General features: G+C 73.7%; 26 protein-coding genes. 22 read left to right on the forward strand and 4 right to left on the reverse strand.

Translation table 11 applies throughout. From position 1 onward, the window contains the following. Positions 1–263: DUF4439 domain-containing protein (locus FHX75_RS24685; protein WP_154942755.1), on the reverse strand; the 263-nt coding region annotated here is incomplete at its 3' end. Further along, on the reverse strand, positions 260–709 hold the full coding sequence (locus tag FHX75_RS24690) for a hypothetical protein (protein ID WP_211364598.1): 450 nt from the start codon (positions 707–709) through the stop codon (positions 260–262). The genes FHX75_RS24690 and FHX75_RS24685, both read right to left, overlap by 4 nt. A 230-nt stretch (positions 710–939) precedes the next feature. Between FHX75_RS24690 and rimP the strand changes: the two genes are divergently transcribed. From rimP to FHX75_RS24780, 18 genes are all read left to right on the forward strand, one after another. Then, entirely contained in the window at positions 940–1,647 is a 708-nt protein-coding gene (rimP, locus tag FHX75_RS24695; RefSeq protein WP_154942756.1) for a ribosome maturation factor RimP, read from the forward strand. Continuing rightward, positions 1,644–2,687, forward strand: coding sequence for a transcription termination factor NusA (nusA, locus tag FHX75_RS24700; protein ID WP_154942757.1), 1,044 nt, complete (start codon positions 1,644–1,646; stop codon positions 2,685–2,687). Before rimP ends, nusA begins: the two co-directional genes overlap by 4 nt. A gap of 16 nt (positions 2,688–2,703) precedes the next feature. After that, positions 2,704–3,036 (forward strand): YlxR family protein, encoded by a 333-nt coding sequence (locus FHX75_RS24705; RefSeq protein ID WP_154942758.1) that lies wholly within the window; start codon positions 2,704–2,706, stop codon positions 3,034–3,036. A 93-nt stretch (positions 3,037–3,129) separates the two neighbouring features. Beyond that, on the forward strand, positions 3,130–6,129 hold the full coding sequence (infB, locus tag FHX75_RS24710) for a translation initiation factor IF-2 (RefSeq protein ID WP_154942759.1): 3,000 nt from the start codon (positions 3,130–3,132) through the stop codon (positions 6,127–6,129). Positions 6,130–6,217: 88 nt separating this feature from the next. After that, on the forward strand, positions 6,218–6,511 hold the full coding sequence (locus tag FHX75_RS24715; protein ID WP_088963418.1) for a DUF503 domain-containing protein: 294 nt from the start codon (positions 6,218–6,220) through the stop codon (positions 6,509–6,511). A 142-nt stretch (positions 6,512–6,653) separates the two neighbouring features. Then, on the forward strand, positions 6,654–7,136 hold the full coding sequence (gene rbfA / locus FHX75_RS24720; protein ID WP_154942760.1) for a 30S ribosome-binding factor RbfA: 483 nt from the start codon (positions 6,654–6,656) through the stop codon (positions 7,134–7,136). 26 nt (positions 7,137–7,162) lie between these two features. Then, a complete protein-coding gene (locus tag FHX75_RS24725) occupies positions 7,163–8,194 on the forward strand; it encodes a DHH family phosphoesterase (RefSeq protein ID WP_154943140.1) in 1,032 nt (343 codons plus the stop codon). Positions 8,195–8,257: 63 nt separating this feature from the next. Next, the gene (locus FHX75_RS24730; protein WP_088963416.1) at positions 8,258–8,665 is read left to right on the forward strand and encodes a hypothetical protein; all 408 of its coding nucleotides are present in this window, start codon (positions 8,258–8,260) and stop codon (positions 8,663–8,665) included. Further along, the gene (locus tag FHX75_RS24735; protein WP_211364599.1) at positions 8,665–8,874 is read left to right on the forward strand and encodes a DUF6186 family protein; all 210 of its coding nucleotides are present in this window, start codon (positions 8,665–8,667) and stop codon (positions 8,872–8,874) included. Before FHX75_RS24730 ends, FHX75_RS24735 begins: the two co-directional genes overlap by 1 nt. Positions 8,875–9,519: 645 nt before the next feature. Beyond that, positions 9,520–9,786: a P-loop NTPase family protein gene (locus tag FHX75_RS24740; protein ID WP_154942762.1), complete on the forward strand. Its 267-nt coding sequence runs from the start codon at positions 9,520–9,522 to the stop codon at positions 9,784–9,786. A 393-nt stretch (positions 9,787–10,179) separates the two neighbouring features. Then, entirely contained in the window at positions 10,180–11,502 is a 1,323-nt protein-coding gene (locus tag FHX75_RS24745; protein WP_154942763.1) for an MATE family efflux transporter, read from the forward strand. A 249-nt stretch (positions 11,503–11,751) separates the two neighbouring features. Further along, positions 11,752–12,636 carry a tRNA pseudouridine(55) synthase TruB gene (gene truB / locus FHX75_RS24750; RefSeq protein WP_154942764.1) on the forward strand — a complete coding sequence of 295 codons (885 nt, stop codon included), beginning with the start codon at positions 11,752–11,754 and terminating at the stop codon, positions 12,634–12,636. 75 nt (positions 12,637–12,711) lie between these two features. Beyond that, positions 12,712–13,641 (forward strand): bifunctional riboflavin kinase/FAD synthetase, encoded by a 930-nt coding sequence (locus FHX75_RS24755; RefSeq protein WP_154942765.1) that lies wholly within the window; start codon positions 12,712–12,714, stop codon positions 13,639–13,641. Between the two features lie 193 nt (positions 13,642–13,834). Further along, entirely contained in the window at positions 13,835–14,104 is a 270-nt protein-coding gene (rpsO, locus tag FHX75_RS24760; RefSeq protein ID WP_088963411.1) for a 30S ribosomal protein S15, read from the forward strand. A gap of 221 nt (positions 14,105–14,325) precedes the next feature. Next, entirely contained in the window at positions 14,326–16,701 is a 2,376-nt protein-coding gene (locus tag FHX75_RS24765) for a polyribonucleotide nucleotidyltransferase (protein WP_154943141.1), read from the forward strand. Positions 16,702–16,797: 96 nt separating this feature from the next. Continuing rightward, complete coding sequence (locus FHX75_RS24770; RefSeq protein WP_154942766.1) at positions 16,798–18,165, forward strand: M16 family metallopeptidase; 1,368 nt, start codon at positions 16,798–16,800, stop codon at positions 18,163–18,165. 121 nt (positions 18,166–18,286) lie between these two features. Next, a complete protein-coding gene (dapB, locus tag FHX75_RS24775) occupies positions 18,287–19,060 on the forward strand; it encodes a 4-hydroxy-tetrahydrodipicolinate reductase (RefSeq protein WP_154942767.1) in 774 nt (257 codons plus the stop codon). Positions 19,061–19,234: 174 nt separating this feature from the next. Further along, the gene (locus tag FHX75_RS24780; protein ID WP_154942768.1) at positions 19,235–19,705 is read left to right on the forward strand and encodes a GNAT family N-acetyltransferase; all 471 of its coding nucleotides are present in this window, start codon (positions 19,235–19,237) and stop codon (positions 19,703–19,705) included. 56 nt (positions 19,706–19,761) lie between these two features. On the opposite strand, the gene FHX75_RS24785 is transcribed toward FHX75_RS24780, so the two are convergent. Beyond that, positions 19,762–21,867, reverse strand: coding sequence for an amylo-alpha-1,6-glucosidase (locus FHX75_RS24785; protein ID WP_154942769.1), 2,106 nt, complete (start codon positions 21,865–21,867; stop codon positions 19,762–19,764). A gap of 152 nt (positions 21,868–22,019) precedes the next feature. On the opposite strand from FHX75_RS24785, the gene FHX75_RS24790 reads away from it, so the two are divergent. Genes FHX75_RS24790 through FHX75_RS24805 form a run of 4 tightly spaced genes read left to right on the forward strand, consistent with a single transcriptional unit; the run spans position 22,020 to position 26,404 of the window. Then, complete coding sequence (locus tag FHX75_RS24790) at positions 22,020–23,051, forward strand: LacI family DNA-binding transcriptional regulator (RefSeq protein WP_246158583.1); 1,032 nt, start codon at positions 22,020–22,022, stop codon at positions 23,049–23,051. A gap of 25 nt (positions 23,052–23,076) precedes the next feature. Next, positions 23,077–24,327, forward strand: a complete 1,251-nt coding sequence (locus FHX75_RS24795) for a sugar ABC transporter substrate-binding protein (RefSeq protein WP_154942771.1) — start codon at positions 23,077–23,079, stop codon at positions 24,325–24,327. A 56-nt stretch (positions 24,328–24,383) separates the two neighbouring features. After that, a complete protein-coding gene (locus tag FHX75_RS24800) occupies positions 24,384–25,514 on the forward strand; it encodes a carbohydrate ABC transporter permease (protein WP_154942772.1) in 1,131 nt (376 codons plus the stop codon). Further along, positions 25,511–26,404, forward strand: coding sequence for a carbohydrate ABC transporter permease (locus FHX75_RS24805; RefSeq protein WP_154942773.1), 894 nt, complete (start codon positions 25,511–25,513; stop codon positions 26,402–26,404). The genes FHX75_RS24800 and FHX75_RS24805 overlap by 4 nt, the downstream gene beginning before the upstream one ends. A 46-nt stretch (positions 26,405–26,450) precedes the next feature. Here FHX75_RS24805 and FHX75_RS24810 read toward each other — a convergent pair whose 3' ends face one another. After that, a complete protein-coding gene (locus FHX75_RS24810; protein ID WP_154942774.1) occupies positions 26,451–26,831 on the reverse strand; it encodes a VOC family protein in 381 nt (126 codons plus the stop codon). Positions 26,832–26,962 lie beyond the last annotated feature (131 nt).

A 26,962-nucleotide genomic window follows, 5' to 3' on the forward strand; every position in this document is an offset into this window, starting at 1 on the left:
AGCGCGGCGGCCCGGTCGGTGACCGGGAACGGCAGCGCGTAGCCGGCCCGGTCCGCCGGGACCTGGCCACCCCCGGCGCTGAGCTGGAGCACCAGCGCGTCGCGCCGGGCCCGGTGCGCCGCCTCGGCCGACCGGGCGTCGCGGCGGGCGGCGTCGGTGAGCCGTACCCCGATCGGGCCGTACGCGAAGATCGCCGCGTACTCGGCGGCCAGCGCGTCCGCCAGCGCCTGGGCCGGGTCGGTGGGTGCCTGTCGCCGGGTCACCGCAGCACCTCCACGTGGGTGGCGCGGGCGGCGGCGATCGAGCCGAGCACGGCGGCCCGCTCCGCCGGGGCCGCCCCGCACGCCTTCGCGGCCGACTCCCGGCCGCGCTTTTCCGCCGCTCGCAGCTCGGCGAGCAGTCCGTCCCGCTCGGTCGCCGGCGGGGTGGCGCCGGCGGCGGGGGAGCCGGAGGGCGCGGGGCGCCCGATCAGCCGCTGGATCTCCTCGGCGTGCGCGGCGTGCGCGTCGGCGATCGGGGTGAGCCGGTCGGCCAGCGCCGGATCGGCCGCGACGGCGGCCCGGTGCCGGGCGGCCAGCTCGCGTGACTCGGCGGCCAGCGGCTCCAGCGGGTCGGGCGGCGGGGGCGGTTCGTTCCGGTCGAAAAGATCACAGCCAGTCAGCGGCAGGGTCGCGCCGCCCGCCGTCAGGAGTGCCCCCGCGCGCAGCAGCGCCCGCCGGGTTTGCCCCGGTCCACCGCGCTGCGTAGTCGTTCTTCCTGTCGCCACCGGACAAGTCAACACCATCTCCGCCGTCAGGTGGGCGACCGGCGTCGGTGCGCCGCCCGGCCCGGTGCCCGGCCGGCGCGTTACGCTCTGCGCAGCCACCGGCGGGTTCGCCCCGGTGGCGTGTGGGCATGCGGGCCACCGGGCCGCCGCACAACAGGAGAAGGGTGCGCCAGATGACGCAGCGTGGCCGTGCCACCAGGCCGACGGGCCCGACGGGGCGACCCCGTCGTACCGACGGCCCCCGGGGCGGGGACCGTGCGGGCGCACCCCGGGGCGGTGACCTCGCCGCCCGGCGCAACCGACTGCGCGAGGTGATCGAACCCGTCGTGCAGGGTGCCGGGTACGACCTGGAGGACCTGTCGGTGTCCCGGGCCGGCCGGCGGCACGTCGTACGCGTGATCGTGGACGCCGACGGCGGGATCAACCTGGACGCCGTCGCGGACGTCTCCCGGGCGGTCTCGGCGGCGCTGGACGCGGCCGAGGAGGCCGGCGGCGACATCGTGGCGGGCGAGTACCAGCTGGAGGTCAGCTCACCCGGCGTGGACCGGCCGCTCACCCTGCCCCGGCACTGGCGGCGCAACGTGGGCCGCCTGGTCAAGGTGACCACCCGGGCCGGCGCGGGCCTGCCCGGGCCGCGCGGCGAGCAGCCCGTCGGGGACCGCCAGGTCACCGGCCGGGTGGTGGCGGCCGACGACGAGCGCGTGGTGCTGGAGACCGACTCCGGCCGCACCGAGCACCCGTACGCCGAGCTCGGCCCCGGCCGCGTGCAGGTCGAGTTCACCCGCCTCGACGAGATCGACGAGGCCGGCGACGACACCGGCGACATTGACGACATTGACGACATCGACGACGAAGATGATGTGGAGGACGAGGAGAGGTGAACATCGACCTCGCGGCGCTGCGCGCACTCGAGCGCGAGCGGGAGATCCCGTTCGACACGATCCTCGCGGCGATCGAGACCGCGCTGCTGACCGCCTACCGGCACACCGACGGGGCCGAGCCGCACGCCCGGGTGGAGATCGACCGCAAGACCGGGGCCGCCCTGGTCTACGCCCAGGAGGTCGACTCCGACGGCACCGTGGTGCGGGAGTGGGACGACACCCCGCACGACTTCGGGCGGATCGCCGCCATGACCGCCAAGCAGGTGATCCTCCAGCGGCTGCGGGAGGCCACCGACGAGGTGCACTTCGGCGAGTACGTCGGCCGCGAGGGTGACCTGGTCACCGGGGTGGTGCAGGCGCACGAGGCGCGGGTCGAGAAGGGCATCGTCAGCGTCGACCTGGGCAAGCTGGAGGGCGTCCTGCCGCAGTCCGAGCAGGTGCCCGGCGAGCGGTACGTCCACGGCGAGCGGATCCGCTGCGTCGTGGTGCACGTGGCCAAGGGGATGCGCGGCCCGCAGATCACCCTCTCCCGCTCGCACCCCGCGCTGGTCAAGAAGCTCTTCGCGCTGGAGGTGCCGGAGATCGCCGACGGCACCGTGGAGATCGGCGCGATCGCGCGTGAGGCAGGTCACCGTACGAAGATCGCGGTGCGCTCCACCACGCAGGGCGTGAACGCCAAGGGCGCCTGCATCGGCCCGATGGGCCAGCGGGTCCGCGCGGTGATGAGCGAGCTGCACGGTGAGAAGATCGACATCATCGACTGGTCGGACGACCCGGCGACCTTCGTCGGCAACGCGTTGTCGCCGGCCAAGGCGCTGCGGGTCGAGGTGGTCGACCTGGCCAGCCGGACCGCCCGGGTCACCGTGCCGGACTTCCAGCTCTCGCTGGCGATCGGGCGCGAGGGGCAGAACGCCCGGCTTGCTGCCCGACTGACCGGTTGGCGGATCGACATCCGGTCGGACGCGGAGCAGACCAGCCCGGCGGGACGGGGCGGAGCCGATCACGTGCCGGAGCCGGGCGGCGCGATCTCGAGCAGCTAGGGGTAGACTTCCTCCAGTGGTACGACGCGCGCAGCCGGAGCGCACCTGTGTGGGTTGCCGGAGACGTGCGCCGGCCAGCGAATTGCTGCGGTTCGTCGCGGTCGGCGACGAGGCTGGTCACAGCCTCCGGCCTGATCCGGCCCGCAGGCTGCCGGGTCGGGGAGCGCACATGCACCCGGATCCGGCCTGCTTCGCGCAGGCGGTGCGGCGGCGCGCCTTCGGGCGTGCGCTGCGCATCACCGGGGTCCTCGACCACGGCGAGCTGGCGGAGCACGTCGATGCGCCAACCACTACGTCCGGTCAACCCGACCGGGCGAGGGTCGCTAGCAAGGTAGGACGACCGACATGAGCACACGATGAAGTCCCTGAAATGACCAGGCTTCAAGTGCACGAGTGAGGTTGTTGCGGGTACTGCCCGCACGACCTCGGAGTGAGGAGTGCAGTGGCAGGTAAGGCCCGCGTACACGAGCTGGCAAAAGAGCTCGGGGTCGAAAGCAAGACCGTTCTCGCCAAGCTGAAGGAAATGGGCGAGTTCGTGAAGTCCGCGTCCAGCACCGTCGAGGCGCCCGTCGCCCGACGGCTGCGTGGCGCATTCGTCGCGTCCGCCGGAGGCACCACGGCGCAGGCCGCCCCGCCGGCGGCCGCACCGACTCCGGCCTCGACCCCGACGCCGTCCCCGGCCCCGGGCGCCCCCCGGGTGTCGGCCAAGCCGATGCCGCCCCGGCGGCCGGCCGCGCCGACCCCTGGGCCGAAGCCCAAGGGCCCCGTTCCCGGTCCGCCGCAGCCGGCGGCCCCGGTCGCCAAGCCGGCGAGCGCCCACGACATCGAGGTGGCGGCCGCCGAGGCGCGTGCCGCCGCGCTGAAGGCTGAGCAGGAGGCCGCGGTCAAGGCCGCGCAGGCCGCCCGCCAGCAGCAGCGCGAGAACGTCCGACGGGAGCCCCCGACCGAGGGTGGTCCCCGTCCGGGTCCCCGCCCGGGTCCCAACGCCGTGCCCCCGCGTCCGGGTACCCCGGCCGCCGGTCGTCCCGGCGCGCCGACCCCGGGTCCGGGTGCCCGTCCGGGCGGTCGTCCGCCGGCGCGCGGCGCCGGTAACAACCCGTTCGGTATCCAGGGCGGCCAGCAGCGGCCGCCGGCCGCCGGTGGCCCCCGGCCCAGCCCGGCGGGCATGCCGCCGCGGCCGAGCCCGGCCTCCATGCCGCCGCGGCCCAGCCCGGCCTCCATGCCGAGCCAGCGGCCCACCACCGGTCGCCCCGGCGGCCCCGGTGGCGGTCGTGGCGGCCCCGGTGGCGGCGCAGGTCGTCCCGGCGGCGGTGCCGGCGGTGGCTTCCGCGGCGGTCCCGGTGGCGGTGGCGGTGGCGGTGGCTTCCGTGGCGGTCCCGGTGGCGGCGGCGGTGGCGGTGGCTTCCGTGGCGGTCCCGGTGGCGGCGGCGGTGCTCCGGGCGGCGGTTTCCGTCCGGGTGCCCCGGCCGGCGGCGGTGGTCGTCCCGGTGGCGGCGGTCGTGGCCGTGGCGGCGGTGCCGCGGGTGCCTTCGGGCGTCCGGGTGGCCGGCCGACGCGCGGTCGCAAGTCCAAGAAGCAGCGCAGACAGGAGTTCGACAACCTGTCGGCCCCGACCATGAGCTCGGGTGCCCCCCGGGGTCAGGGTCAGGTCGTCCGGCTCTCCCGTGGCGCCTCGCTGTCGGACTTCGCCGACAAGATCAACGCCAACCCGGGTTCGCTGGTCCAGGAGATGTTCAACCTGGGCGAGATGGTCACCGCGACCCAGTCCTGCTCTGACGAGACCCTGCTGCTGCTGGGTGAGCACCTCGGCTTCGACGTGCAGATCGTCAGCCCGGAGGACGAGGACCGCGAGCTGCTCGCGCAGTTCAACATCGACCTCGACGCCGAGGTCGCGGAGGAGCGGCTGGTCAGCCGTGCGCCGGTGGTGACCGTCATGGGTCACGTCGACCACGGTAAGACCAAGCTGCTCGACGCGATCCGCAAGGCGAACGTCGTGGCCGGTGAGGCGGGTGGCATCACCCAGCACATCGGTGCCTACCAGGTCCACGTCCCGCACGAGGGCGAGGACCGGGCGGTGACCTTCATCGACACGCCGGGTCACGAGGCGTTCACCGCCATGCGTGCCCGTGGTGCCCAGGTGACGGACATCGTGGTGCTGGTGGTCGCGGCCGACGACGGCGTGATGCCGCAGACGATCGAGGCGTTGAACCACGCCAAGGCGGCCGAGGTGCCGATCGTGGTGGCGGTCAACAAGGTCGACAAGCCCGAGGCCAACCCGGACAAGGTCCGCCAGCAGCTGACCGAGTACGGGCTGGTCGCCGAGGAGTACGGCGGCGACACCATGTTCGTCAACGTGGCCGCCAAGCCGGGTATCGGCATCGACGACCTGCTCGAGGCGGTCCTGCTGACCGCCGACGCGTCGCTGGAGCTGACCGCTCCGATCGACGGGCCGGCGCAGGGTGTGGCCATCGAGGCGCACCTGGACAAGGGCCGCGGTGCGGTGGCGACGGTGCTGGTGCAGAAGGGCACCCTGCGGGCGGGCGACTCCATCGTCGCCGGCGGGGCGCACGGCCGGGTTCGGGCGATGCTCGACGAGAACGGCAACCAGGTCGCCGAGGCAGGGCCGGCTCGTCCGGTGCTCGTCCTCGGTCTGACCGCGGTGCCGGGCGCCGGCGACACCTTCCTCGCGGCGGCCGACGACCGTACGGTGCGGCAGATCGCCGAGCAGCGGCAGGCACGGCGGCGGGCGGCGTCCTTCGCCAACTCCCGCGGTCGGGCCACCCTCGAGACGCTCATGGAGCAGCTCAAGGAGGGCGAGAAGACCTCGCTCAACCTGGTGCTCAAGGGCGACGTCTCCGGTTCCGTGGAGGCCCTCGAGGACGCGCTGTTCAACCTCGACATCCCGGAGGAGGTCCAGCTCAGGATCATCCACCGGGGCGTGGGTGCGATCACCGAGAGCGACGTCATGCTCGCGAGCGCCTCGTCCGAGGCGGTCACGATCATCGGCTTCAACGTGCGGGCCGCCAACAAGGTCCGTGAGATCGCCGACCGCGAGGGCGTGGAGATCCGGTACTACACGGTCATCTACCAGGCCATCGAGGAGATCGACGCCGCGCTCAAGGGTCTGCTCAAGCCGGAGTACGAGGAGGTCGAGCTGGGCAGCGCGGAGATCCGCGACGTCTTCCGCTCGTCCAAGATCGGCAACATCTCCGGTTGTATCGTCCGGTCCGGCATCATCCGCCGCAACGCCAAGGCGCGGCTGCTGCGGGACGGGGCGGTCGTGGCGGACAACCTCACGATCAGCTCCCTCAAGCGGTTCAAGGACGACGCGACGGAGGTCCGCGAGGGCTTCGAGTGTGGTCTGACGCTGGCCGGTTTCAACAACGTCCAGGTCGGCGACATCATCGAGACCTTCGAGATGCGGGAGAAGCCGCGCGCCTGATCCGGTGCTGACACAGTGATCAAGGGGTTTACGCCGTCCGGCGTAAACCCCTTGATCATGTCCGGGGATGTCCGTATCGTCCGGAGCGATGTACACGGGAACCGCGGTCTTCGACCTGCTGCTGCCGGGCGACTCACGGTCGCTCAAGGCCAAGAGATCATATGTACGCCCCATCGTGGCGGCGCTGCGCCGATTCGAGGTGTCGGCCGCCGAGGTGGGCGCGTTGGACCTGCACGGCCGGGCCGAGATCGGCGTGGCCGTGGTGGCCGCCGAGGCGGCCCACGTGCGCGAGGTGCTCGACTCCTGCGAGCGCCTGGTGGCCGGGCGCCCCGAGGCCGAACTGCTGTCGGTGCGCCGCCGGTTGCACGGCGAGGACGACTGACGCCGGGGTGGCCGTCGCCACCCGCGGTGCCGCGCGACCGGCCCGGCCGCGCGGGTAGTGTTCGACATGTTGGGCGGTCGGTCCCGGCGGTGCCCTGCGCCGTCGTGCCGGCCGGGAGCAGAACGCCCTGGAGGTGGGGGACATGACGGATCCGGCCAAGGTACGCCGGCACGCGGAGCGCATTCGCGAACTGGTCGCGTCGGTGGTGCGGAGCCAGATCAAGGACCCCCGGCTCGGGATGATCACCATCACCGACGCCCGGATCACCGCCGACCTGCGCGACGCCACCGTCTTCTACACGGTCCTCGGTGACGCGGCCGCCCAGGCCAGCACCGCCGCCGCCCTGGAGAGCGCCAAGGGCATGCTGCGCAGCACCGTCGGCAAGGCGCTCGGGCTGCGCCACTCGCCGACCCTGACCTTCGTCCTCGACGACGTGCAGGACCAGGTCAAGCACATCGACGACCTGCTCGCCGCGGCCCGCCAGTCCGATGCCGAGGTGCAGCGGCTGGCGGCCCAGGCCAAGTACGCGGGCGAGGCCCAGCCGTACCGGATCGACGAGGACGAGGACGCCGAGGGCGACCAGGACGGCGACGAGGGCACCCCGTCGGCCACGGATCGGCGGTGAGCGGCACCCCGGGCGCGGCCGGCGATCTGCTCACCGGGCCGGCCCGCACCGGCCCGGACGAGTCCGACTGGGCCGCCGCCGTCGCGGCGGTACGCCGGCTGCCGGCCGACGCCCGGGTGCTGCTGATCTGTCACGTCAACCCGGACGGCGACGCGCTGGGCAGCATGCTCGGCTTCGGGCTCGGGCTGCGCCGGCTCGGCGTACGGCACCTCCAGGCGACCTTCCCCGGTCCGCCCGAGGTGCCCGAGCCGTTCCGCTGGCTGCCGGGGCTCGACCTGCTGGTGCCGTCGACCGGGGCGTACCCGGATCCGGACCTGGTGGTCTGCTTCGACGCGGCGAGCGAGTCCCGGCTGGGTGAGCTGGTCGACCGCCTCGACACCGCCGGCGACGCGCTGGTCCTCGACCACCACGCCTCCAACACCCGGTTCGGCCGGGTGCACCTGGTCGATCCGGCGGCCGCGGCCACCTCGGTCGTCGTCGACGAGCTGCTCACCCGGCTCGACGTGCCGCTGGACGCGGAGATCGCCCAGTGCCTCTACGTCGCGCTGACCACCGACACCGGGTCGTTCCGGTTCGAGGCCACCACCCCCGCCGTGCACCAGTTCGCGGCCCGGCTGCTGGCCACCGGCATCCGCCCGGGGGACATCTCCCGCCAGGTCTTCGACACCCGGCCGTTCGGCGCCGTCCGGCTCTTCGGCGAGGTGCTGGGCCGGGCCCGCCTGGAGCCCTCGGCCGCTGCCGGCCACGGACTGGTCTGGACGTACGCGACCCAGGACGACCTGGCCCGGCACGACCAGCGCCCGTACGTGCTGGAGGCGCTGATCGACTCCGTGCGGTGCACCGCCGAGGCCGACGTGGCCTGCGTACTCAAGCAGGTCGGCCCGGCCGAGTGGGCCGTGTCGATGCGCAGCAAGGGCGCGGTGGACGTGAGCGCCGTGGCGGTGGCGCTGGGCGGCGGCGGCCACCGGTTCGCCGCCGGGTTCACCGGGGCGGGCAGCGCCGAGGACGTGGTGCGCTCCATCCGGGCCGAGCTGGACGGCGCGCTGATCGCCCGCTGATCTCCGCGCACCCCGAAGTGTGTTGGTCTTCCCGCGCTGTGTGAGCACGGGGAGAATCGGAGGATGGAGCAGCCCCCCGAGCTCACCGTCGACCTGCCGCGCGCCTGGGACCGTCCGGTGGTCACGGTGCCGGTGCTGGCCTGCCTCTCCCTGGTCGGTGGGCAGCTGCCGTCCTTCTCGACACAGGCCAACCTGTGGACCCTGGGCACCGGCGGCGCGCTGATCTGGCTCGGCCTGGGCAACCGGGTGCCGCGCCGGCCGGCGCCGCACCGGCTCGGGCGGGGCGCGCTCTGGTGGGTGCTGCCGGCGGCCGTCTTCGGCGTCCTCGAGGCCGCCACCTTCGTGCTGTCGGTCGGTAACGAGTTCCCCACCTTCTCCCGGCTCGCGGACCCGCTGCTCACCGACGAGCTGGTCCGCTCCGCCGCGTGGTTCGGCTGGCTGGCCGCGTTCTGGGGGCTGGTCCGGCGATGATGCGCACCCTGGCCGTCACCGGCTTCCTGACCGCCCTGCTGCTCTTCGCCGCCGTCGAGTGGGCCTCCCGCCGCCCGGGCGCCCGGGTGCCGTCGCTCGGCGACGTCTGCGCGTACGTGATGCGCTACGAGGTCGGGCCGGTCCCGGTGGGCCGGATCGGCGTGTTCGGCTTCTGGTGGTGGCTGGGTTGGCACTTCCTGGCCCGATGAGCGCCCCGGCCGCGATCTCGTCCGAATGGCGGGAACTGTGGGCAGCATGTGGAACTGAACGTTAATTTGGGAAACGACCGGGCGCCGCGCCGCGACGCAGGTCATGGGCGGTGGTGCCACACCCGGCGCCGCCTCCCTCCAGGGTCAGACCGACCCGGGCTCACGCTGCCAGGCGAGCCGCTCCGGTGATCCCGGACCGCCGCCGGGCGCTCAGCAGAACCCGCCCGTAGGGCCGCCGTCCCCGGTGGTCCGCACCCTGGAAGGGAACTCCCATGCCGACCAAGCCCAAGCCCGAGACCACCGACGAGGCGCGCGAGCAGATGCGGCGCGCCCTGCAGACCTCGATGGACACCCGTCAGTGACGCTGCCCGACCGGCGGTGACGCCGCCGACGTCCCGCGTCGCCGACGTCACCGCCTCTCGGCCCTGTTCTCCGGCCCGGCGCCACCACGTGGCCCCCTAGCCGGTACCGCCCGGACAGCCCTCTCGGGTCCGCCCGCCGCCTGGCCCGCCTGCCCGGCTTGTCCTGTCGAGCCCGCCCGATGCCTGGCCAGCCCTGCCCGGCTCGCCCACTCGGCCCCGTCCGGTCCTGCCGGAGTCGCCCGACCCTGTCGGAGTCACCCGGCCCGGCTCGCCGCTGTCGTTGGTGCTGGGCGACCTGCCCTGGCCGCTCTGCCTCGCCCGGGTCGTCCGCCGCCGCTGGGACCGCCGCGCCGCCGACCGCCCCGACCTGCCTGCCGGCTGCCCCGAACGGCTCGACCTGGGCTTCCTGCGCTACATCTGGCGTTACCCCGGCCGCTCCCGGCCCCGGGTCTTCGCCGCGGTCGCCGCCCACGCACCGGAATTGCCGGTCGTCCGGCTGCGCAGCCGCCGCCAGGTCCGCCGCTGGCTCGAAGCCCTTCCCTCCCGCTGAACCACCCCGGGCCCGTTTGCCCGTCCGCCGGGCGGGTCGGTTCCGGTCCGGTGATCGACGCGGATTGCGGCGTGTCGCGGTGTTCTTGAGCGGTGACACCCCGACATGCCCGCATCTGGAGTGGATCACCCGGCCGTGCCCAGGGGCCGAAGCCGAGGGACCGCCGCCGGCCGGCGCGGTCGGCTTGCTGGTCGCGAGCCCGCTCGACCTTCGTGGCGTCAGCCTGCCAGGTCTGCCCTCCCCGCGATGTCCACCGGCCGAGCTGTCCGCGTCAGTCGAGTTCCCCGTCTCCGGGCCAGCCGCCAGCCGGAAACGAGCGACCCGGAGCCGCCGTGGGCGTAAGCGCTGACAAGTCTTGCGATCCTTACCTGCCCCGTGCCAGGATCGGCGGCGATGAGTCAGACCGCCACCGCCACCGCGATCGCGCCGCCGCGCCGGATCGCCGCCCTCGCCCTGCCCGCGCTGGTGGTGCTCGCCGCCGAACCGCTCTACGTGCTGGTCGACACTGCCGTGGTCGGGCACCTCGGCCGGGTGCCGCTCGCCGCGCTGGCCGTCGGCGGCACCGTGATGACCCTCACCGCCTGGCTGGGCACCGTGCTCGCGTACGGGATCACCGGTCGGGCGGCCCGGCGGTTCGGTTCCGGCGACCGGGCGGCGGCGGTGGCCGAGGGCGTGCAGGCGTCCTGGCTCGCCCTCGGGGTGGGCGTGCTCGTCGCGCTCGCCATGCAGCTCGGCGGCGGGGCGCTGGCGCGTACCCTCGCCGGGGGTGGTGACGACGTGGCCGGCGCGGCCGCGCAGTGGCTGCGGATCGCGGCGCTCGGCGCGCCCGGGCTGCTCCTCGCCGCCGCCGGCAACGGCTGGTTGCGCGGTATCCAGGACACCCGCCGCCCGCTGGTCTTCGTGCTCGCGCCCAACCTGCTCTCCGCGCTGCTCTGCCCGCTGCTGGTGTACCCGGCCGGGCTCGGGCTGGCCGGCTCGGCGGTGGCCAACGCCGTCGCCCAGACCGTCTCCGGCGCGCTCTTCGCCGTGGCTCTGGTCCGCGAGCGGGTCTCCCTGCGGCCCCGGCCCCGGCTGATCCGGCAGCAGTTGGCGCTCAGCCGCGACCTGCTGGTCCGGGGCGTCGCGTTCCAGGCCAGCTTCCTCTCCGCCACGGCGGTCGCCGCGCGGTTCGGCGCCGCCGCCGTCGGCGCCCACCAGATCGCCCTGCAACTGTGGTTCTTCACCGCGCTGGTGCTCGACGCCCTCGCCATCGCGGCCCAGGCGCTGATCGGCGCCGCGCTCGGGGCCGGCGACGCCGCCGGGGCGCGGGCCCTCGCCCGCCGGTTCGCGCTGCTCGGCGGCGTTGCCGGCGTCGGCTTCGCGGTGCTGATCGCCGCCGGGGCCGGCGTGGTGCCGTCCTGGTTCAGCTCCGATCCGCAGGTACGCGAGCAGGCCATGGTGGCTTGGCCCTGGTTCGTGGCGATGCAGCCGCTGGCCGGCGTGGTCTTCGCCCTCGACGGCGTGCTCATCGGCGCCGGGGACGTGCGCTACCTGCGCAACCTGACCATCGTCGCGGCGCTCGGCGGCTTCCTGCCGGCGATCTGGCTCGCCCACGGGCTCGACCTGGGGCTCGGCGGGATCTGGGCCGGGCTGACCCTGTTCATCGTGATCCGGCTGGTCGCGCTGCTGCTGCGGCTGCGCTCGGGCGGGTGGGCGGTGACCGGCGCGGTCCGCTGACCCGGCCGGCCCGGGTGCGGTGCCGCGCGGCGTGACGCGTCCTAGCTGCCGGTGCCGCCGTCCTGCGCAGCGTCGACAGTGCCGGTGGGCGCCGGCGCCGGCGGCGCCTCCCCGCCGACCAGCCGGACGACGGCGACGCCGACCAGGATCGTCAGCGCGACCAGGAACGGGGGACGGTGGTGGGGACGCGAGGGGCATTGGGCCGTGCGGTGACGGCGCCGGTGACCCCGTCTGGCAGGCTTGGCGGTCGTGAGCGGTGACGGGCTGATCGTGGTGGACAAGCCGGGCGGCATGACGTCGCACGACGTGGTGGCGCGGATCCGCCGGTTGGCGCGGACCCGGCGGGTGGGGCACGGCGGCACCCTCGACCCGATGGCCACCGGCGTGCTGGTGATCGGGGTGGGTCGGGCGACCCGGCTGCTGACGTACGTGATCGGCGCCGGCAAGAGCTACACCGCCACGGTGCGGCTCGGGCAGGCCACCGTCACCGACGACGCCGAGGGCGACGTGATCGCCACCACCCCGGCCGGCCAGCTCACCGACGAGGCGGTCCGGGCGGCGTTCGCCGCGCTCGCCGGCGAGGTCGACCAGGTGCCCAGCGCGGTCAGCGCCATCAAGATCAACGGCCAGCGGGCCTACAAGCGGGTACGCGAGGGCGAGAGCGTCGAGCTGCCCGCCCGGCGGGTCACCATCTCCCGCCTCGACGTGCTGGCCGTCCGCCGGGACAACCCCGACGTGCTGGACGTGGACATCGACGTGACCTGCTCGTCCGGGACGTACATCCGGGCCATCGCGCGGGACGCGGGCCTGGCGCTCCGGGTGGGTGGGCACCTGACCGCGCTGCGGCGTACCGCGGTGGGTGGGTTCCGGCTGACCGAGGCGGCCACCCTCGACGAGTTGGAGCAGCGCGCCCCCGAGGTGGTCAACCTGCCGCTCGACGCGGCCGCCGACCGGTTCTTCCCGCGTCGGGAGGCCGGCGCCGACGAGGCGAAGGTGCTCTCCCACGGCGGGCCGCTCGACGCGGCCGGCATCGCCGGGCCGTACGCGGTCTTCGGTCCCGACGGCGGCCTGATCGCTATCGTCAGCGAGCGGGACGGCCGGGCCCGCGCGGAGATCGTGCTCGCCCCGGCCTGACGGCGGTGGCGGGTGCGCCGGTCGCGCGGCCGGCGCGGGTACCCGGCGAGGCCGGGGAAGCAGGGGAGGAGCGGCATGCAGCGGTGGCGGGGGTACGACGCGGCGCCCGGTGGCTGGGGGCGTTCGGTCGTCACCATCGGCGTCTTCGACGGCGTGCACAAGGGGCACCAGGCGACCATCGGGCACGCCGTGGCCCGGGCCCGGGAGCTGGGCGTGAAGTCGGTGGTGGTCACCTTCGACCCGCACCCGGCGGAGGTGGTCCGCCCGGGCTCGCACCCCGCCGTGCTCACCGAGCCGGCCCGCAAGGCGGAGCTGATCGAGGCCCTCGGCGTCGACGTGCTCTGCGTGGTGCCGTTCACCCCGGAGTTCTCCCGGCTGCCGGCGGAGGCGTTCGTGCACGACGTCCTGGTCGAGCACCTGCACGCCGCGCTGGTGGTGGTCGGGGACAACTTCCGGTTCGGGCACCGGGCGGCCGGTGACGTGGCGCTGCTGACCCGGCTCGGCCGCACCTTCGGCTTCGGCGTGGAGGGCGCGCCGCTGGTGGCCGAGGCGGGCACCGTCTTCTCCTCGACGTACATCCGCTCCTGCGTCGACGCGGGGGATGTGGCCGCGGCGGCCGCCGCGCTGGGCCGCCCGCATCGGCTGGAGGGGGTGGTGGTCCGGGGCGACCAGCGCGGACGTGAGCTGGGTTACCCCACCGCCAACCTGCTCCGCCACCGGTACGCGGCGGTCCCCGCCGACGGGGTGTACGCCGCCCGGCTGGTGCGTCGGGGACAGCGGGAGCCCCTGGCGGCGGCGGTGTCGATCGGCACCAACCCGACCTTCTCCGGCCGGGAGCGGCGGGTGGAGGCGTACGCGCTGGACTTCTCCGGCGACCTGTACGGCGAGCGGCTGGCCCTGGACTTCGTCGCGCACCTGCGGGAGCAGCGCCGGTACGACGCCATCGAGCCCCTCGTGGCGCAGATCGCCGAGGACGTCGAGCGGACCCGCCGGGCGGTCGGCTGAGCGCGCCGCGGGCGGCTTTGCCGACCTTGACCGGATGGGACCGGGCCGGACTGGTAGTCTGGCGGGGACGTCGGCTGACCGACGTGGGGCCTCGCGTGCCTGCACGACGCCGCGGGTGCGAGGTACCGGTCCGTTCCGGTCTCCTGACCGGTTCGACGGACACCAGTGATCAACCCACCGAAACAGGGAGAACATGGCGCTCGACCAGGAAGCCAAGGCCACGATCCGTGCGGAGTACGCGACCGCCGAGGGCGACACCGGTTCGCCGGAGGTGCAGGTCGCGGTCCTCACCAAGCGGATCGCCGAGCTGACCGAGCACCTGAAGGTGCACAAGCACGACCACCACAGCCGCCGCGGGCTGCTGCTGCTGGTCGGCCGGCGCCGTCGGCTGCTCAACTACGTCCAGAAGAAGGACATCAACCGCTACCGGTCGCTCATCGAGCGACTCGGTCTGCGCCGGTGACGTGACGGGGGAGTGGCCTGAGGCCGCTCCCCCGTTCCGGTACCACTGAAGAACAGGGCCGCGCGACCACCCGAGAGGGAGCCGGTCAGCGTACCGGTCTCCGGTAGTGGCCTCCGGGCACCCCGGCATCACGCCGGTCACCCGGGCGCTTCGATCGAAGACCGGCCGTCTGAGCAGCTCCCGTGTCGTGGGCCCCCGACGCGAAGGAGCACGACAGCACCATGACCGAGACCAACCTCGGCACCGAATCCCGTACCGCCGTGATCGACAACGGGTCCTTCGGCACCCGTGAGATCACCTTCTCCACCGGTCGGCTGGCCCGTCAGGCCGCCGGTTCGGTCGTCGCCCAGCTGGGCGAGACCGTGGTCCTCTCCGCCACCACCGCCGGCAAGCAGCCGAAGGAGCAGTTCGACTTCTTCCCGCTGACCGTCGACGTCGAGGAGCGGATGTACGCCGCGGGCCGGATCCCCGGCTCGTTCTTCCGCCGCGAGGGCCGCCCCAGCGAGGACGCGATCCTCACCTGCCGGCTGATCGACCGGCCGCTGCGCCCGTCGTTCGTCAAGGGCCTGCGCAACGAGGTCCAGGTCGTCGAGACCGTCCTCGCGCTCGACCCGCAGCACCCGTACGACGTCGTGGCGATCAACGCCGCCTCGATGTCGACCAAGCTCTCCGGCCTGCCGTTCTCCGGCCCGATCGGGGCCACCCGGATGGCGCACGTCGACGGCCAGTGGGTCGCCTTCCCGACCATCGACGAGCTGGCCCGGGCCACCTTCGACATGGTGGTGGCCGGCCGCGCCCTGGCCGACGGCGACGTCGCGATCATGATGGTCGAGGCCGAGGCCACCGAGCACACCGTGGCGCTGGTCGCCGGCGGTGCGCCGGCCCCGACCGAGGAGGTCGTGGCCAGCGGCCTGGAGGCCGCCAAGCCGGCCATCCGCGAGCTGTGCCGGGCGCAGAGCGAGCTGGCCGAGGTGGCCGCCAAGCCGGTCGCCGAGTTCCCGGTCTTCCTGGACTACCAGGACGACGTCTACGCGGCGGTGGCCGACCTGGCCCGCGCCGACGTGGCCGAGGCGCTCACCATCGCCGGCAAGGCCGCCCGCGAGGAGGCCCTGGACCGGGTCAAGGCCCGGGTCGCCGAGGAGCTCGGCGGTCGTTTCGAGGGCCGGGAGAAGGAGCTCAGCGCCGCCTTCCGGTCGCTGACCAAGTCCGAGGTCCGCAACCGGGTGCTGCGCGAGCAGATCCGCATCGACGGCCGCGGCCCGCGCGACATCCGCCCGCTGACCGCCGAGGTCGGCGTGCTGCCCCGGGTGCACGGCTCGGCGCTGTTCGAGCGGGGCGAGACCCAGATCCTGGGCGTCACCACGCTGAACATGCTGCGCATGGAGCAGTCGCTGGACACCCTCTCCCCGGAGAAGTCCAAGCGCTACATGCACAACTACAACTTCCCGCCGTACTCGACCGGTGAGACCGGCCGGGTCGGTTCGCCGAAGCGGCGCGAGATCGGCCACGGCGCGCTCGCCGAGCGGGCGCTGATCCCGGTGCTGCCGGCGCGCGAGGAGTTCCCGTACGCCATCCGGCAGGTCTCCGAGGCGCTCGGCTCCAACGGCTCCACCTCGATGGGTTCGGTCTGCGCCTCGACGCTGGGCCTGCTGTCGGCCGGTGTGCCGCTGAAGGCGCCGGTCGCCGGCATCGCCATGGGCCTCATCTCCGACGAGGTCGAGGGCAAGACCCAGTACGTGACGCTGACCGACATCCTCGGCGCCGAGGACGCGTTCGGTGACATGGACTTCAAGGTCGCCGGCACCCGGGAGTTCGTCACCGCGCTGCAGCTCGACACCAAGCTCGACGGCATCCCGTCGGACGTGCTGGCTGCCGCGCTCCAGCAGGCGTACGAGGCCCGGCAGACCATCCTCGACGTGATGCAGGCGGCGATCGAGGCTCCGGCCGAGATGTCGGACTACGCGCCGCGGGTCACCACGGTCAAGATCCCGGTCGACAAGATCGGCATGGTGATCGGCCCGAAGGGCCAGACCATCAACGCCATCCAGGACGAGACCGGCGCCGAGATCTCCATCGAGGACGACGGCACGATCTACGTCGGCGCGACCAACGGCCCGTCGGCCCAGGCCGCGGTGGACCGGATCAACGGCATCGCCAACCCGACCCTGCCGAAGGTGGGGGAGCGGTTCCTCGGCACGGTGGTCAAGACGGCCGCCTTCGGCGCGTTCGTCTCGCTGCTGCCGGGCCGCGACGGCCTGCTGCACATCTCCAAGGTGGGCGACGGCAAGCGGGTCGAGAAGGTCGAGGACTTCCTCAACGTCGGCGACAAGGTCGAGGTCGAGATCGCGGACATCGACGCCCGCGGCAAGATCTACCTGGACAAGGTCCGCCCGGAGGGCGCCGAGGCGCCGGCCGCCGGCGAGGCCGCCGGTGGCGAGCGTCCGGCCGGTCGGGGCGGCGACCGCGGTGGTGACCGTGGCCCGCGCGACCGTGGTGACCGGGGCGGTCGTGCCCCGGAGCGCGGCGACCGGCCCCAGGGCGGCGGCGAGGGTGGCGAGGGCGGCGAGCGCCCGCGTCGCCGGACCCGGCACAGCTGACCCACCGCGCCACAGCACCACCCACCCCTCGTCAACTGAGAGCAGGTTTCCGTGAGTCGGGCCCAGCGTTCGTCTTTCCCTGCGGCTCGACGGGGGGTGGGGCCGTCCGGAGCCGTCCGGCACGCCACCGGGACGCAACCCGGTCGCGCCGGGTCGGGCCGGGCGGTCACCCGCACGCTGAGTGACGACCCGCTGGGCGGCACGGTACGCCGTACCGTGCTGCCCAGCGGGTTGCGCGTGCTCACCGAGGCGATCCCGGCGATGCGCAGCGTCTCGTTCGGGATCTGGGTGGCGGTCGGCTCGCGGGACGAGACCGGCCCGCAGGCCGGCGCGGCGCACTTCCTGGAGCACCTGCTCTTCAAGGGCACCCACAAGCGCGGCGCGCTGGAGATCTCCTCGGAGATCGAGGCGGTGGGCGGCGAGACCAACGCCTTCACCACCAAGGAATACACCTGCTACTACGCCCGCGTGCTGGACGAGGACCTGCCGCTGGCGATCGATGTCATGTGCGACCTGGTGGCCGACTCGGTGATCGAGGCGGCCGACGTGGAGACCGAGCGCGGCGTCATCCTCGAAGAGATCGCCATGCACGACGACGAGCCCGGCGACGAGGTGCACGACCTCTTCGCCCGCGCCGTCTACGGCGACCACCCCCTGGGCCGGCTGATCTCCGGCACCGAGGAGACGGTCACCCCGATGACCCGGCGGCAGATCCACAGCTTCTACCGGCACCGGTACACCGCGCCGCAGATCGTCATCGCCGCCGCCGGCAACCTGGACCACGCCACCGTGGTCAAGCTGGTCCGCCAGGCCCTGCGCGACACCCCGCTGGACACCGACCCGGCGACCCCGGCTCCGCACCGGCCGGCCACCCCGGCGGTACGCACCAGGCCGGCCGCCACCCTGGTGGAGCCGAAGGAGTCCGAGCAGGCGCACGTCATCCTCGGCTGCCCCGGCATCGACCGCCTCGACGAGCGGCGCTTCGCCCTCGGCGTGCTCAACAACGTCCTCGGCGGCGGCATGTCCAGCCGGCTGTTCCAGGAGATCCGCGAGCAGCGGGGCCTGGCCTACTCGGTCTACTCGTACGCCAGCCAGTACGCCGACAGCGGCCTCTTCGCCGTCTACGCCGGCTGCGCGCCGGGCAAGGTGGACGAGGTGCTGGAGTTGACCCGCGCCGAGCTGGCCCGGGTGGCCGCCGAGGGGATCAGCGAGGCCGAGCTGGCCCGGGGCAAGGGCATGAGCAAGGGATCGTTCGTGCTGGGCCTGGAGGACACCGGCTCGCGGATGAGCCGGCTGGCCAAGGGGGAGCTGCTCTACGGCGACCTGATGCCGGTGGACGAGCTGCTCACCCGGGTCGACGCGGTCACCCTGGCGGACGTGAACACGCTCGCCGCCGAGCTGCTGAGCCGGCCGATGTCCCTGGCCGTGGTCGGCCCGTTCGGCGAGCACGACTTCTCCGCCTGATCCGTCCGGCCGGCGGTGCCGGCGTGCGTGCCGGGTCCGCCGCGCGTGGATCACCGTCGCCCCGTGGGACGTGGGTGGTCCCGGCGGGTGACCGCGTCCCGATTGGGATAGGTTGTGCCCCGTGACTGACGAGCAGGAGAAGGGCCTGGACGAGCCGATCCGGGTCGGCGTGCTGGGTGCCCGGGGCCGGATGGGCGTCGAGGTGTGCAAGGCGGTCGACGCTGCCTCCGACATGGACCTGGTGGCGATGGTCGACCAGGGCGACTGGCTGTTCAACGCCTCCGACGCGGGCGCCGAGGTGGTCGTCGACTTCACCACCCCGGACGTCGTCATGGACAACCTGCACTGGTGCATCGACCAGGGCATCAGCGCGGTGGTCGGCACCACCGGCTTCACCGAGCAGCGGATCGAGCGGGTGCGCGGTTGGCTGGAGCGCAAGCCGGGCGTCGGCGTGGTGATCGCCCCGAACTTCGGCATCGGCGCGGTGCTGATGATGCAGTTCGCCGCGCGGGCCGCCCGGCACTTCGAGTCCGTCGAGATCATCGAGCAGCACCACCCGCGCAAGCTCGACGCCCCCAGCGGCACCGCCATCCACACCGCCCGCCGGATCGCCCAGGCGCGCGCCGACGCCGGTCTCGGCCCGTCGCCGGACGCCACCTCCGACGAGGTGCCGGGTGCGCGCGGCGCCGACATCGACGGGGTACGGGTGCACGCCGTGCGGGCCACCGGGCTGGTCGCCCACCAGGAGGTGCTCTTCGGCACCACCGGCGAGACGCTGACCATCCGGCACGACTCGTACGACCGGGCCTCGTTCATGCCCGGCGTGCTGCTGGCCGTCCGCGCGGTGCGTACCCGCCCGGGCCTGACCATCGGCCTTGACTCGCTGCTCGACTGAGCGTCCGCCCGGCCGGCCCGTGCCGCGGGCCGGCCGGCGCCTCGACGCCCGGGCGAACTGAGCCGGCCGGTCGAGGCTCACCCGGGCGTGCCCCGGGGCGACGGGCCGGGTGAGCAGGACCCGCCGGGTGAAACGGCTCGCCACCCGGTCCGGCCGGGACCTAGGCTGACCCTCATGATCGATTCAGGGCTGCGCGACCGGGCCGGACGTCACATCACGTTGCGGCCGGTCGACGACCACAACTGGCGGGATGTCGCCGACGTGGCGCCCCGCGACGACCAGCGCGCCTGGGTACCCGCCCTGGCCGCTCGTTACCTGGTGCTGACCATGCGTTCCGACGTGTGGACCTCGCTGGCCGTCTACGCCGACGAGACGGTGGTCGGACACGCCATGTGGGGGGTGGACGACGACGGCTCCCGCTGGATCGGCGGCATGGTGATCGCCGCCGGCGAACAGGACCGGGGCGTCGGGCGGGCCACCGTCCGTACCCTGGCCGACTGGCTCGCGGCGCAGGACGGCGGCAGCGTGGTCCGCCTCTCGTACCACCCCGACAACACCCCGGCGGCCCGCCTCTACACCGCCCTCGGCTTCGCCCCGACGGGTGCTGTGGAGGACGACGAACTGGTCGCCGAACTCACCTCCTGATCCGCCCGGCCACGAGGTCGACGGCGCGCGCGCCGCCGACCTCGGCACCGGTCCGGTCACGCCTGGACGGCGGAGTCGGGCGCGTGGCGGGGAGAGGGGACGGTGGGGGTCAGGGTGAGGGTCGGCGGGAGGTTGGCGAGCGTGGCGTGGCCGGTGGCGTCGACGTGGACGTCGACGCGGGCGCCGGCGACGCGCAGGCCCTGAACGGAGACGGCGCCCAACTCCGGGCCGGCCAGGGGACGCAGGGCGACCCGGCCGTTCGGCACGTCCGGGTGCAGCCCGGTCGCGGCGTGCAGCAGCAGCACCGCGGCCGCCGCCGACCAGGCCTGCGGGCGGCAGGCCGCCGGGTAGGGGACCGGCCGGCCGAGCAGCGTACGGTCGTCGCCGCCGTAGAGCTCGGGCAGCCGGTGGTCGAACGCCTCCGCCGCACCGAGCAGCCCCTCCGCCAGGCCCAGTGCGGCCTCCCGGAAGCCGGCCCGGGCCAGCCCGGCGAGCACGATCGCGGTGTCGTGCGCCCAGATCGACCCGCAGTGGTACGACAGCGGGCTGAACCCGGCGTCGCCGGCGGACATGGTGCGCAGCCCGAACCCGCCGGCCAACGCGTCGCCGGTGAGCAGGCGGGCGACCTGGGCCTCCTCCTCGCCGGAGAGCAGGCCGGTGCCGAGCAGGTGGCCGATGTTGCTGGTCAGCGAGTCGACGGGGCGCTTGTCCCGGTCCAGCGCCAGCGCCGGGTGCGGGCCGTGCGGGCCGTCCACCCAGAAGGCGGCGCGGAACCGGGTGGCGAGTGCGTCGGCGTACCCGCGCCAGCGGTCGGCGCCCGGGCGGCCGAACGCGTCGAGCAGGTCCGCCCCGCCGACGGCCGCCTGGTACGCGTACCCCTGCACCTCGGCCAGCACGATCGGCGACGCGGCGAGCCGGCCGTCGCGGAACCGGACGGCGTCCCCGGAGTCCTTCCAGCCCTGGTTGGTCAGGCCGTGCCCGGTGGTGTCGACGTACTCGACCAGGCCGTCGCCGTCGGCGTCGGCGTGCCCGTCGAGCCAGCCGAGCGCCGCCTCCAGATGGGGCAGCAGCGGCTCGATCTGCTCGGCGGGCAGTCCCCAGCGCCAGGCGTCGTGCAGCAGCGCCACCCAGAGCATGGTGGCGTCGACCGTCCCGTAGTACGCCGGCGGCAGCCGCAGCCCTCCGCCGAGCATGGCGAACTCGTGCCGGCGCAGCTCGTGCAGGATCTTGCCGGGCGCCTCACCGGTGGCCGGGTCGAGCCGGGCGCCCTGCCGGCGGGCGAGCACCCGCAGCGTCCCGGCGGCCAGTTCGGTGCCGAGCGGCAGCATCATCCGCGCCGCCCAGAGACTGTCCCGGCCGAACAGGGTGAGGAACCAGGGCACCCCGGCGCCGAGGAAGACGTCGGCGGGCGCGGCGGGTTCGGCCAGGCGCAGCCCGCGCAGGTCGTCCAGGGACCGGTCGAGCAGGCGGACCAGCCGCCGGTCGTCGGCCCGGACCACCGGCCGGGACCAGTTCGGCTCCCCGGTCGGGGCGGTCACCACGGCTCGGGGGTCGTCGACCCGCAGCCGCCAGCGCAGCGTCGCGGTCCCGCCGGGGCCGAGGTCGACCGGCCAGGACAACCGGGGCGCGGTGGCCCGGTCGGTGTCCACCCGGGCGCCTTCGCCGGTGACGGTCACCGTGATGCCGTCGGCGGCCCAGCGCACCACACCCGGCTGCCCGGTCCGCGCCTCGATCGGCGTGGCCGCGCCGCCGGACTTGACCACCTCGATCGGGGCCAGGTCGCAGCCGAGGTCGACGCTGACCGTGGCCCGCACCGGCACGGCGGCCGTCGAGATGACGCGGATCTCCTCGTCGACGCCGTGCGGGCCGGCCCGGCGGGCGCGTTCCACCCGCACGGTGGGGTCCGCGCCGGGGTCGCCGAGCCAGCGGGCGAGGCCGACGAAGCGCGCGCCGTGCGGGCCGTCGGGGCCGTGGGCCAGCGCCTCCGGCTCCCGGTCGTCGATCCGCAGCTCCGCCCGGGACAGCACCCGGGCGTCGGCGTGGAAGACCCCCTGGACGCCGGCCGGGCGGATCTGCCCGGCCCGGTCGCCCAGCGCGCTGGTCGGGGCGAGGACCACCCCGACCAGCTCGTGCAGCAGGGGTTGCAGCTGGCGTTCGGTCACGGTTGCGGCTCCAGGTCCTGAGGGGACGGACTCTTGACAAGCCGTCCGGGGCGGTGCAAAGTGCGAAACAATCCAGAAACTTGAACGATCTAATCCTGCCGTATCCGAATTGGATCGTTCAAGACGGCGAGAGGCATCAAGTGTCCGAAAAGGTGACCATCGCGACGGTGGCCCGGCACGCGCAGGTCAGCCGGCAGACGGTGTCCAATGTGCTCAACTCGCCGCACGTCGTGCGGGAGGAGACCCGCCGGCGCGTGCAGGAGGCCATCGACGCCCTCGGTTACCGGGCCAGCCAGGCCGCCCGGCAGATGCGTACCGGCCGGTCCCGGCTGATCGCCGTCCGCATCGAACCCACCCGCGACGGGATCAACGGCTCGGTGCTCGACCGCTTCCTGCACGGCCTCACCGAGACCGCCGAGGCGGCCGGCTACCGCGCGATGCTCTACACCGCCGCCGACGCCGCCGCCGAGATCGCCACCTTCGACGACCTGCTCAGCGCGTACGACCTGGACGGGTTCGTGCTCACCGGCACCGACCACGGCGACCCGCGTACCGCCTGGCTCGCCGAGCGGGCCGTGCCGTTCGTGACCTTCGGCCGGCCCTGGGACGACCCCGACGCCCACCCCTGGGTGGACGTGGACGGCGCCGCCGGAACGGCCCAGGCCACCGGCCACCTGCTCGCCGCCGGTCACCGCCGGATCGGCTTCATCGGCTGGCCGGCCGGCTCCGGCGTCGGCGACGACCGCCGCGCGGGCTGGCGGGAGGCCCTGCGGGCGGCGGGCGTGGACCCGGCCGGGCTGGACCGGGAGGCGGTGGACGGCATCGCCGAGGGCGAGCGGCTCGCCGCCGACCTGCTCGCCGCCGCGTCACCGCCGACCGCCCTGGTCTGCGCCAGCGACTCGCTCGCCCTGGGCGCCCTCCAGGCCGCCCGCGCTGCCGCGCCGAGCACCGCAACGGCCGCCCACACCGGCCCGGCCGCCCACACCGGCGCGCCGGCCGTGCCGGTGATCGGCTTCGACGACACCCCGGTCGCCGCGGCGGTCGGCCTGACCAGCGTCAGCCAACCCCTGGGCGACGCCGCCGCCCGCTGCGTCGACCTGCTCACCGCGGTCCTCGACGGGCCCCCGCGGACCCCTGCCCCCGTGCTGCTCCAGCCCTCGCTGGTGCTGCGGCACACCGCCTGACACCGTCCCCCACCCAGGAGAACCGATGGCACCTCGAACCCTCACCCGCGCGGCGGTGGCCGGCCTCGCCGCCGTCGCGCTCCTCGGCTCCGCCGCCTGCGGCAGCGGCTTCGACGACGACGAGTCCGGCACCGCGCAGTCCAGCGGACCGGCCAACCTCCAGATCCTGATCGGCTCCTCCGGCGACGCCGAGACCAGGGCGGTGCAGGACGCCGCCGCGAAGTGGGCCTCGTCGTCGGGCAACCAGGCCTCCGTCACCCCGGCCCAGGACCTCACCCAGCAGCTCGGCCAGGCCCTGGCCGGCGGTACCCCGCCGGACGTCTTCTACGTCGACGCGGCCCGGTTCGCCGACTACGCCAGCGTCGGCGCCCTGGAGCCGTACGGCGACAAGATCAGCAACAAGGACGACTTCTACGAGAGCCTGCGCACCACGTTCACCTACGACGGCAAGCTGTACTGCGCGCCGAAGGACTTCTCCACCCTCGCCCTCCAGATCAACACCGACCTGTGGACGAAAGCCGGCCTGACCGACGCCGACGTCCCGACCAACTGGGACCAGCTCACCGCCACCGCCCGCAAGATCAAGGCGAAGGGGCAGGTGCCGCTGGCCCTCGGCGACACCCGGGACCGGATCGGCGCCTTCCTGGTGCAGAACGGCGGCTGGCTGCTCAGCGCGGACGGCAAGCAGCCCACCGCGGACACGGCGGAGAACCTGGCCGCCCTCACGTACGTGAAGTCGCTGATCACCGAGGGGCTGGCCCGGTACCCGAAGCAGCTCGACGCCGGCTGGTCCGGCGAGGCGTTCGGCAAGGGCAAGGCCGTGATGACCATCGAGGGCAACTGGATCAAGGGCGCGCTGCAGAACGACTTCCCGAACGTCAAGTACAAGGTGGTCGAGCTGCCCGCCGGCCCGAAGGGCAAGGGAACCCTGTCCTTCACCCAGTGCTGGGGCATCGCCGCCAAGAGCAAGTACAAGGAGCAGGCGGTCAAGTTCGTCGAGGCGATGACCGCCGGCGAGCAGCAGATCACCTTCGCCAAGGCGTTCGGCGTGATGCCGTCCCGCCAGTCCGTGCGCGAGCAGTACACGGCGGCGTTCCCGGCCGACAAGCCGTTCATCGACGGCGCCGAGTACGCCCAGGGCCCGGTGAACGCCCCGAAGATGGACAGCGTCGTCGGTGACCTGGACACCGGCCTGCAGGGGCTGGCCAACGGCGACCCGAAGACCATCCTCGGCAACTTCGACAAGAACGCCAAGGCCGCGCTCGGCGGCAGCTGACGGGCCCGGGGCGCCGCCGCACCGGTGGCGCCCCACGGCGAGTCGAAGGAGGGTGGATGGCAACCGAAGCAATCGCCGCGCCGGCCACCGCGACCGGCGGCCCGGAGCGCCGGCGCGGCCGGGGCGTCCGCGGTGACGAGAACCTGGCCGGCTGGCTCTTCGTCGCCCCGGTCATCGTGATCCTCGGCCTGTTCCTGCTGCTGCCGATCCTGATGGCGCTCTGGGTCAGCCTCACCGACTGGAACGGCCAGGGCAGCCCGTTCACGTCGAAGGTGCCGTTCGTCGGCGCCGACAACTACACCCGGCTGTTCACCGAGGACGGGCTGGCCCGTCGGGACTTCATGACCAGCATCCGCAACAACGGCTACTACGTGGCGATCGTGGTGCCCGCGCAGACCGCGCTCGCCCTCGGGCTCGCGCTGGTCGTCAACAACCGGATGCTCAAGGGCAAGGCGTTCTTCCGCAGCGCCTTCTACTTCCCGTCGGTGACCAGCTCGGTGGCGATCAGCGTGGTCTTCCTCTTCCTGTTCGCCAACTCCGGTGCGGTCAACGCGCTGCTCGGCGTCTTCGGCGTGGACGGGCCGCAGTGGTTCGCCGACTCGCGCGGCGTGCTGCACCTGCTGCTCGGGGCCGTCGGGATGGACACCGCGCCGGCCGCGCTGGCCGGCGGCGGGCCGCTCGGGCTGAGCTGGTGGGACTGGCTGTCCGGGCCGAGCGTCGCGATGATGTCGATCATCACGCTGGTGGTCTGGACCACCTCCGGCACGTTCATGCTGATGTTCCTGGCCGCGCTGCAGAGCGTCCCGGTGGCGCTGGACGAGGCGAGCACGCTGGACGGCGCGAGCCGCTGGCAGCGGTTCCGCCACGTCACCCTGCCGATGATCAAGCCGACCATGTTCCTGGTGCTCACCCTCGGCCTGATCGGCTCCTGGCAGGTCTTCGACCAGGTCTACGTGATGAGCCAGGGAGAGCCGGCCAAGACCACCCTCACCCCGGCCTACCTGTCGTACCGGACCGCGTTCCGGGACTTCGACTACGGCTCCGGCGCGGCCATCTCGTTCGTGCTGTTCCTGATCATCATCGTGCTCACCCTGGTGCAGCGCCGGGTGATGGCCGACCGGGACACCGACCGGCCGCGGCGGGCCCGGTGGTGGCGTCGGCGCGTACCGGAAGGGTCGCCGTCATGACCGCAATCGCCGACCGCCCGCCGGTCGCGGCGGCGCCCGCCCAGCGCGACCGCCGCGGCGCCCGCACCCTGGCCACCCGGATCCTCGGGTACGCCACGCTGGTCTTCTTCGGGCTGGTCTTCCTCTACCCGTTCGTCATCCAGCTCGGCAACTCGTTCAAGACCGAGCCGGATGCGGCGGCGAACCCGCTCTCGCCGATCCCGGACCCGCTGACCATCGCCGGCTTCGAGCGGATCTTCGCCGGCACCAACTTCCCGCTCTGGCTCGGCAACTCGCTGCTGGTGACCGTCCTGGTCACCCTGGGCCGGGTCTTCTTCGACTCGCTCGCCGGGTACGCGCTGGCCCGGCTGCGGTTCCGGGGACGGTCGGGGCTGTTCGCCGCGGTCATCGCGGTGATGGCGGTGCCCGGCGTGGTGCTGCTCATCCCGAAGTTCCTGGTGCTCAACCAGCTCGGCATCTACAACAGCTACGCCGGGCTGGTGGTGCCGCTGCTCGCCGACGCGGCCGGTGTGTTCATCATGAAGCAGTTCTTCGAGTCGATCCCGGTCAGCATGGAGGAGGCGGCCCGCATCGACGGGGCCGGAGTCTTCCGCACCTACTGGTCGGTGGTGCTGCCGATGGCCCGGCCGGCGCTGATCACGCTCACCATCCTGTCCTTCCAGGGGTCCTGGAACGAGTTCCCGCACAGCCTGGTCTCGGTGCAGGACCCGGACCTGTTCACCCTGCCGCGCGGCCTGGCCGACCTGGTCAGCGGCTCGCTCGGCAAGGGCACCCAGTATCCGTTGAAGCTGGGGGCGGCGCTGCTGGCCACCATCCCGGTCGCGGTCCTCTTCGTGATCTTCCAGCGGTACTTCGTGCGGGGTGCCAACGAGGGCGCCGAGAAGGGCTGACCACCGGTGGCGGTTCCCGGCCGACGCCGGGAGCCGCCACACCGGGTCAATCCTGCGCGAGCACCGACAGGATGTTGCCGGCCGGGTCGGTGAACCAGGCGATCGTCGGCCCCTTGCCGCGCATCACGCCCTTCTCGTCCTGGCCCATCCCCTCGTAGCGGGCGAACCGCACGCCCCGCGCGGTCAGCTCGTCCACGGCCCGGTCGACGTCCGGCACCGGGAAGTTCAGCACGGTGTGCCGGGCCGGCTCGTGGTCCGCCTTCGGATAGACGAGCACCGGCCGGTCCCCGGCGATGTGCAGGGTCAGCAAGCCGCCCATCTTGTCGTCGCGCGACACCCGCAGGCCGAGGGTGTCGGCGTAGAACTGCTGGGCGCGTCCGATGTCGTCCACCGAGAACGAACTGAACGCCTTGATGTCCGTGAACATGCTGGTCTCCGTTCCTGCGTGGCCGGCGGCACGACCGTCGCCGGGTGGCTGCCGTCCCGGTCATGGTCCTCCGCCGACGGGACGCTGTCCTGGGATGGACTCAGGCGCCGGCCGGAATCATCGGTTCGGAC

It is taken from the genome of Micromonospora palomenae, from assembly GCF_007829925.1.
Taxonomy (GTDB): Bacteria; Actinomycetota; Actinomycetes; order Mycobacteriales; family Micromonosporaceae; genus Micromonospora; species Micromonospora purpureochromogenes.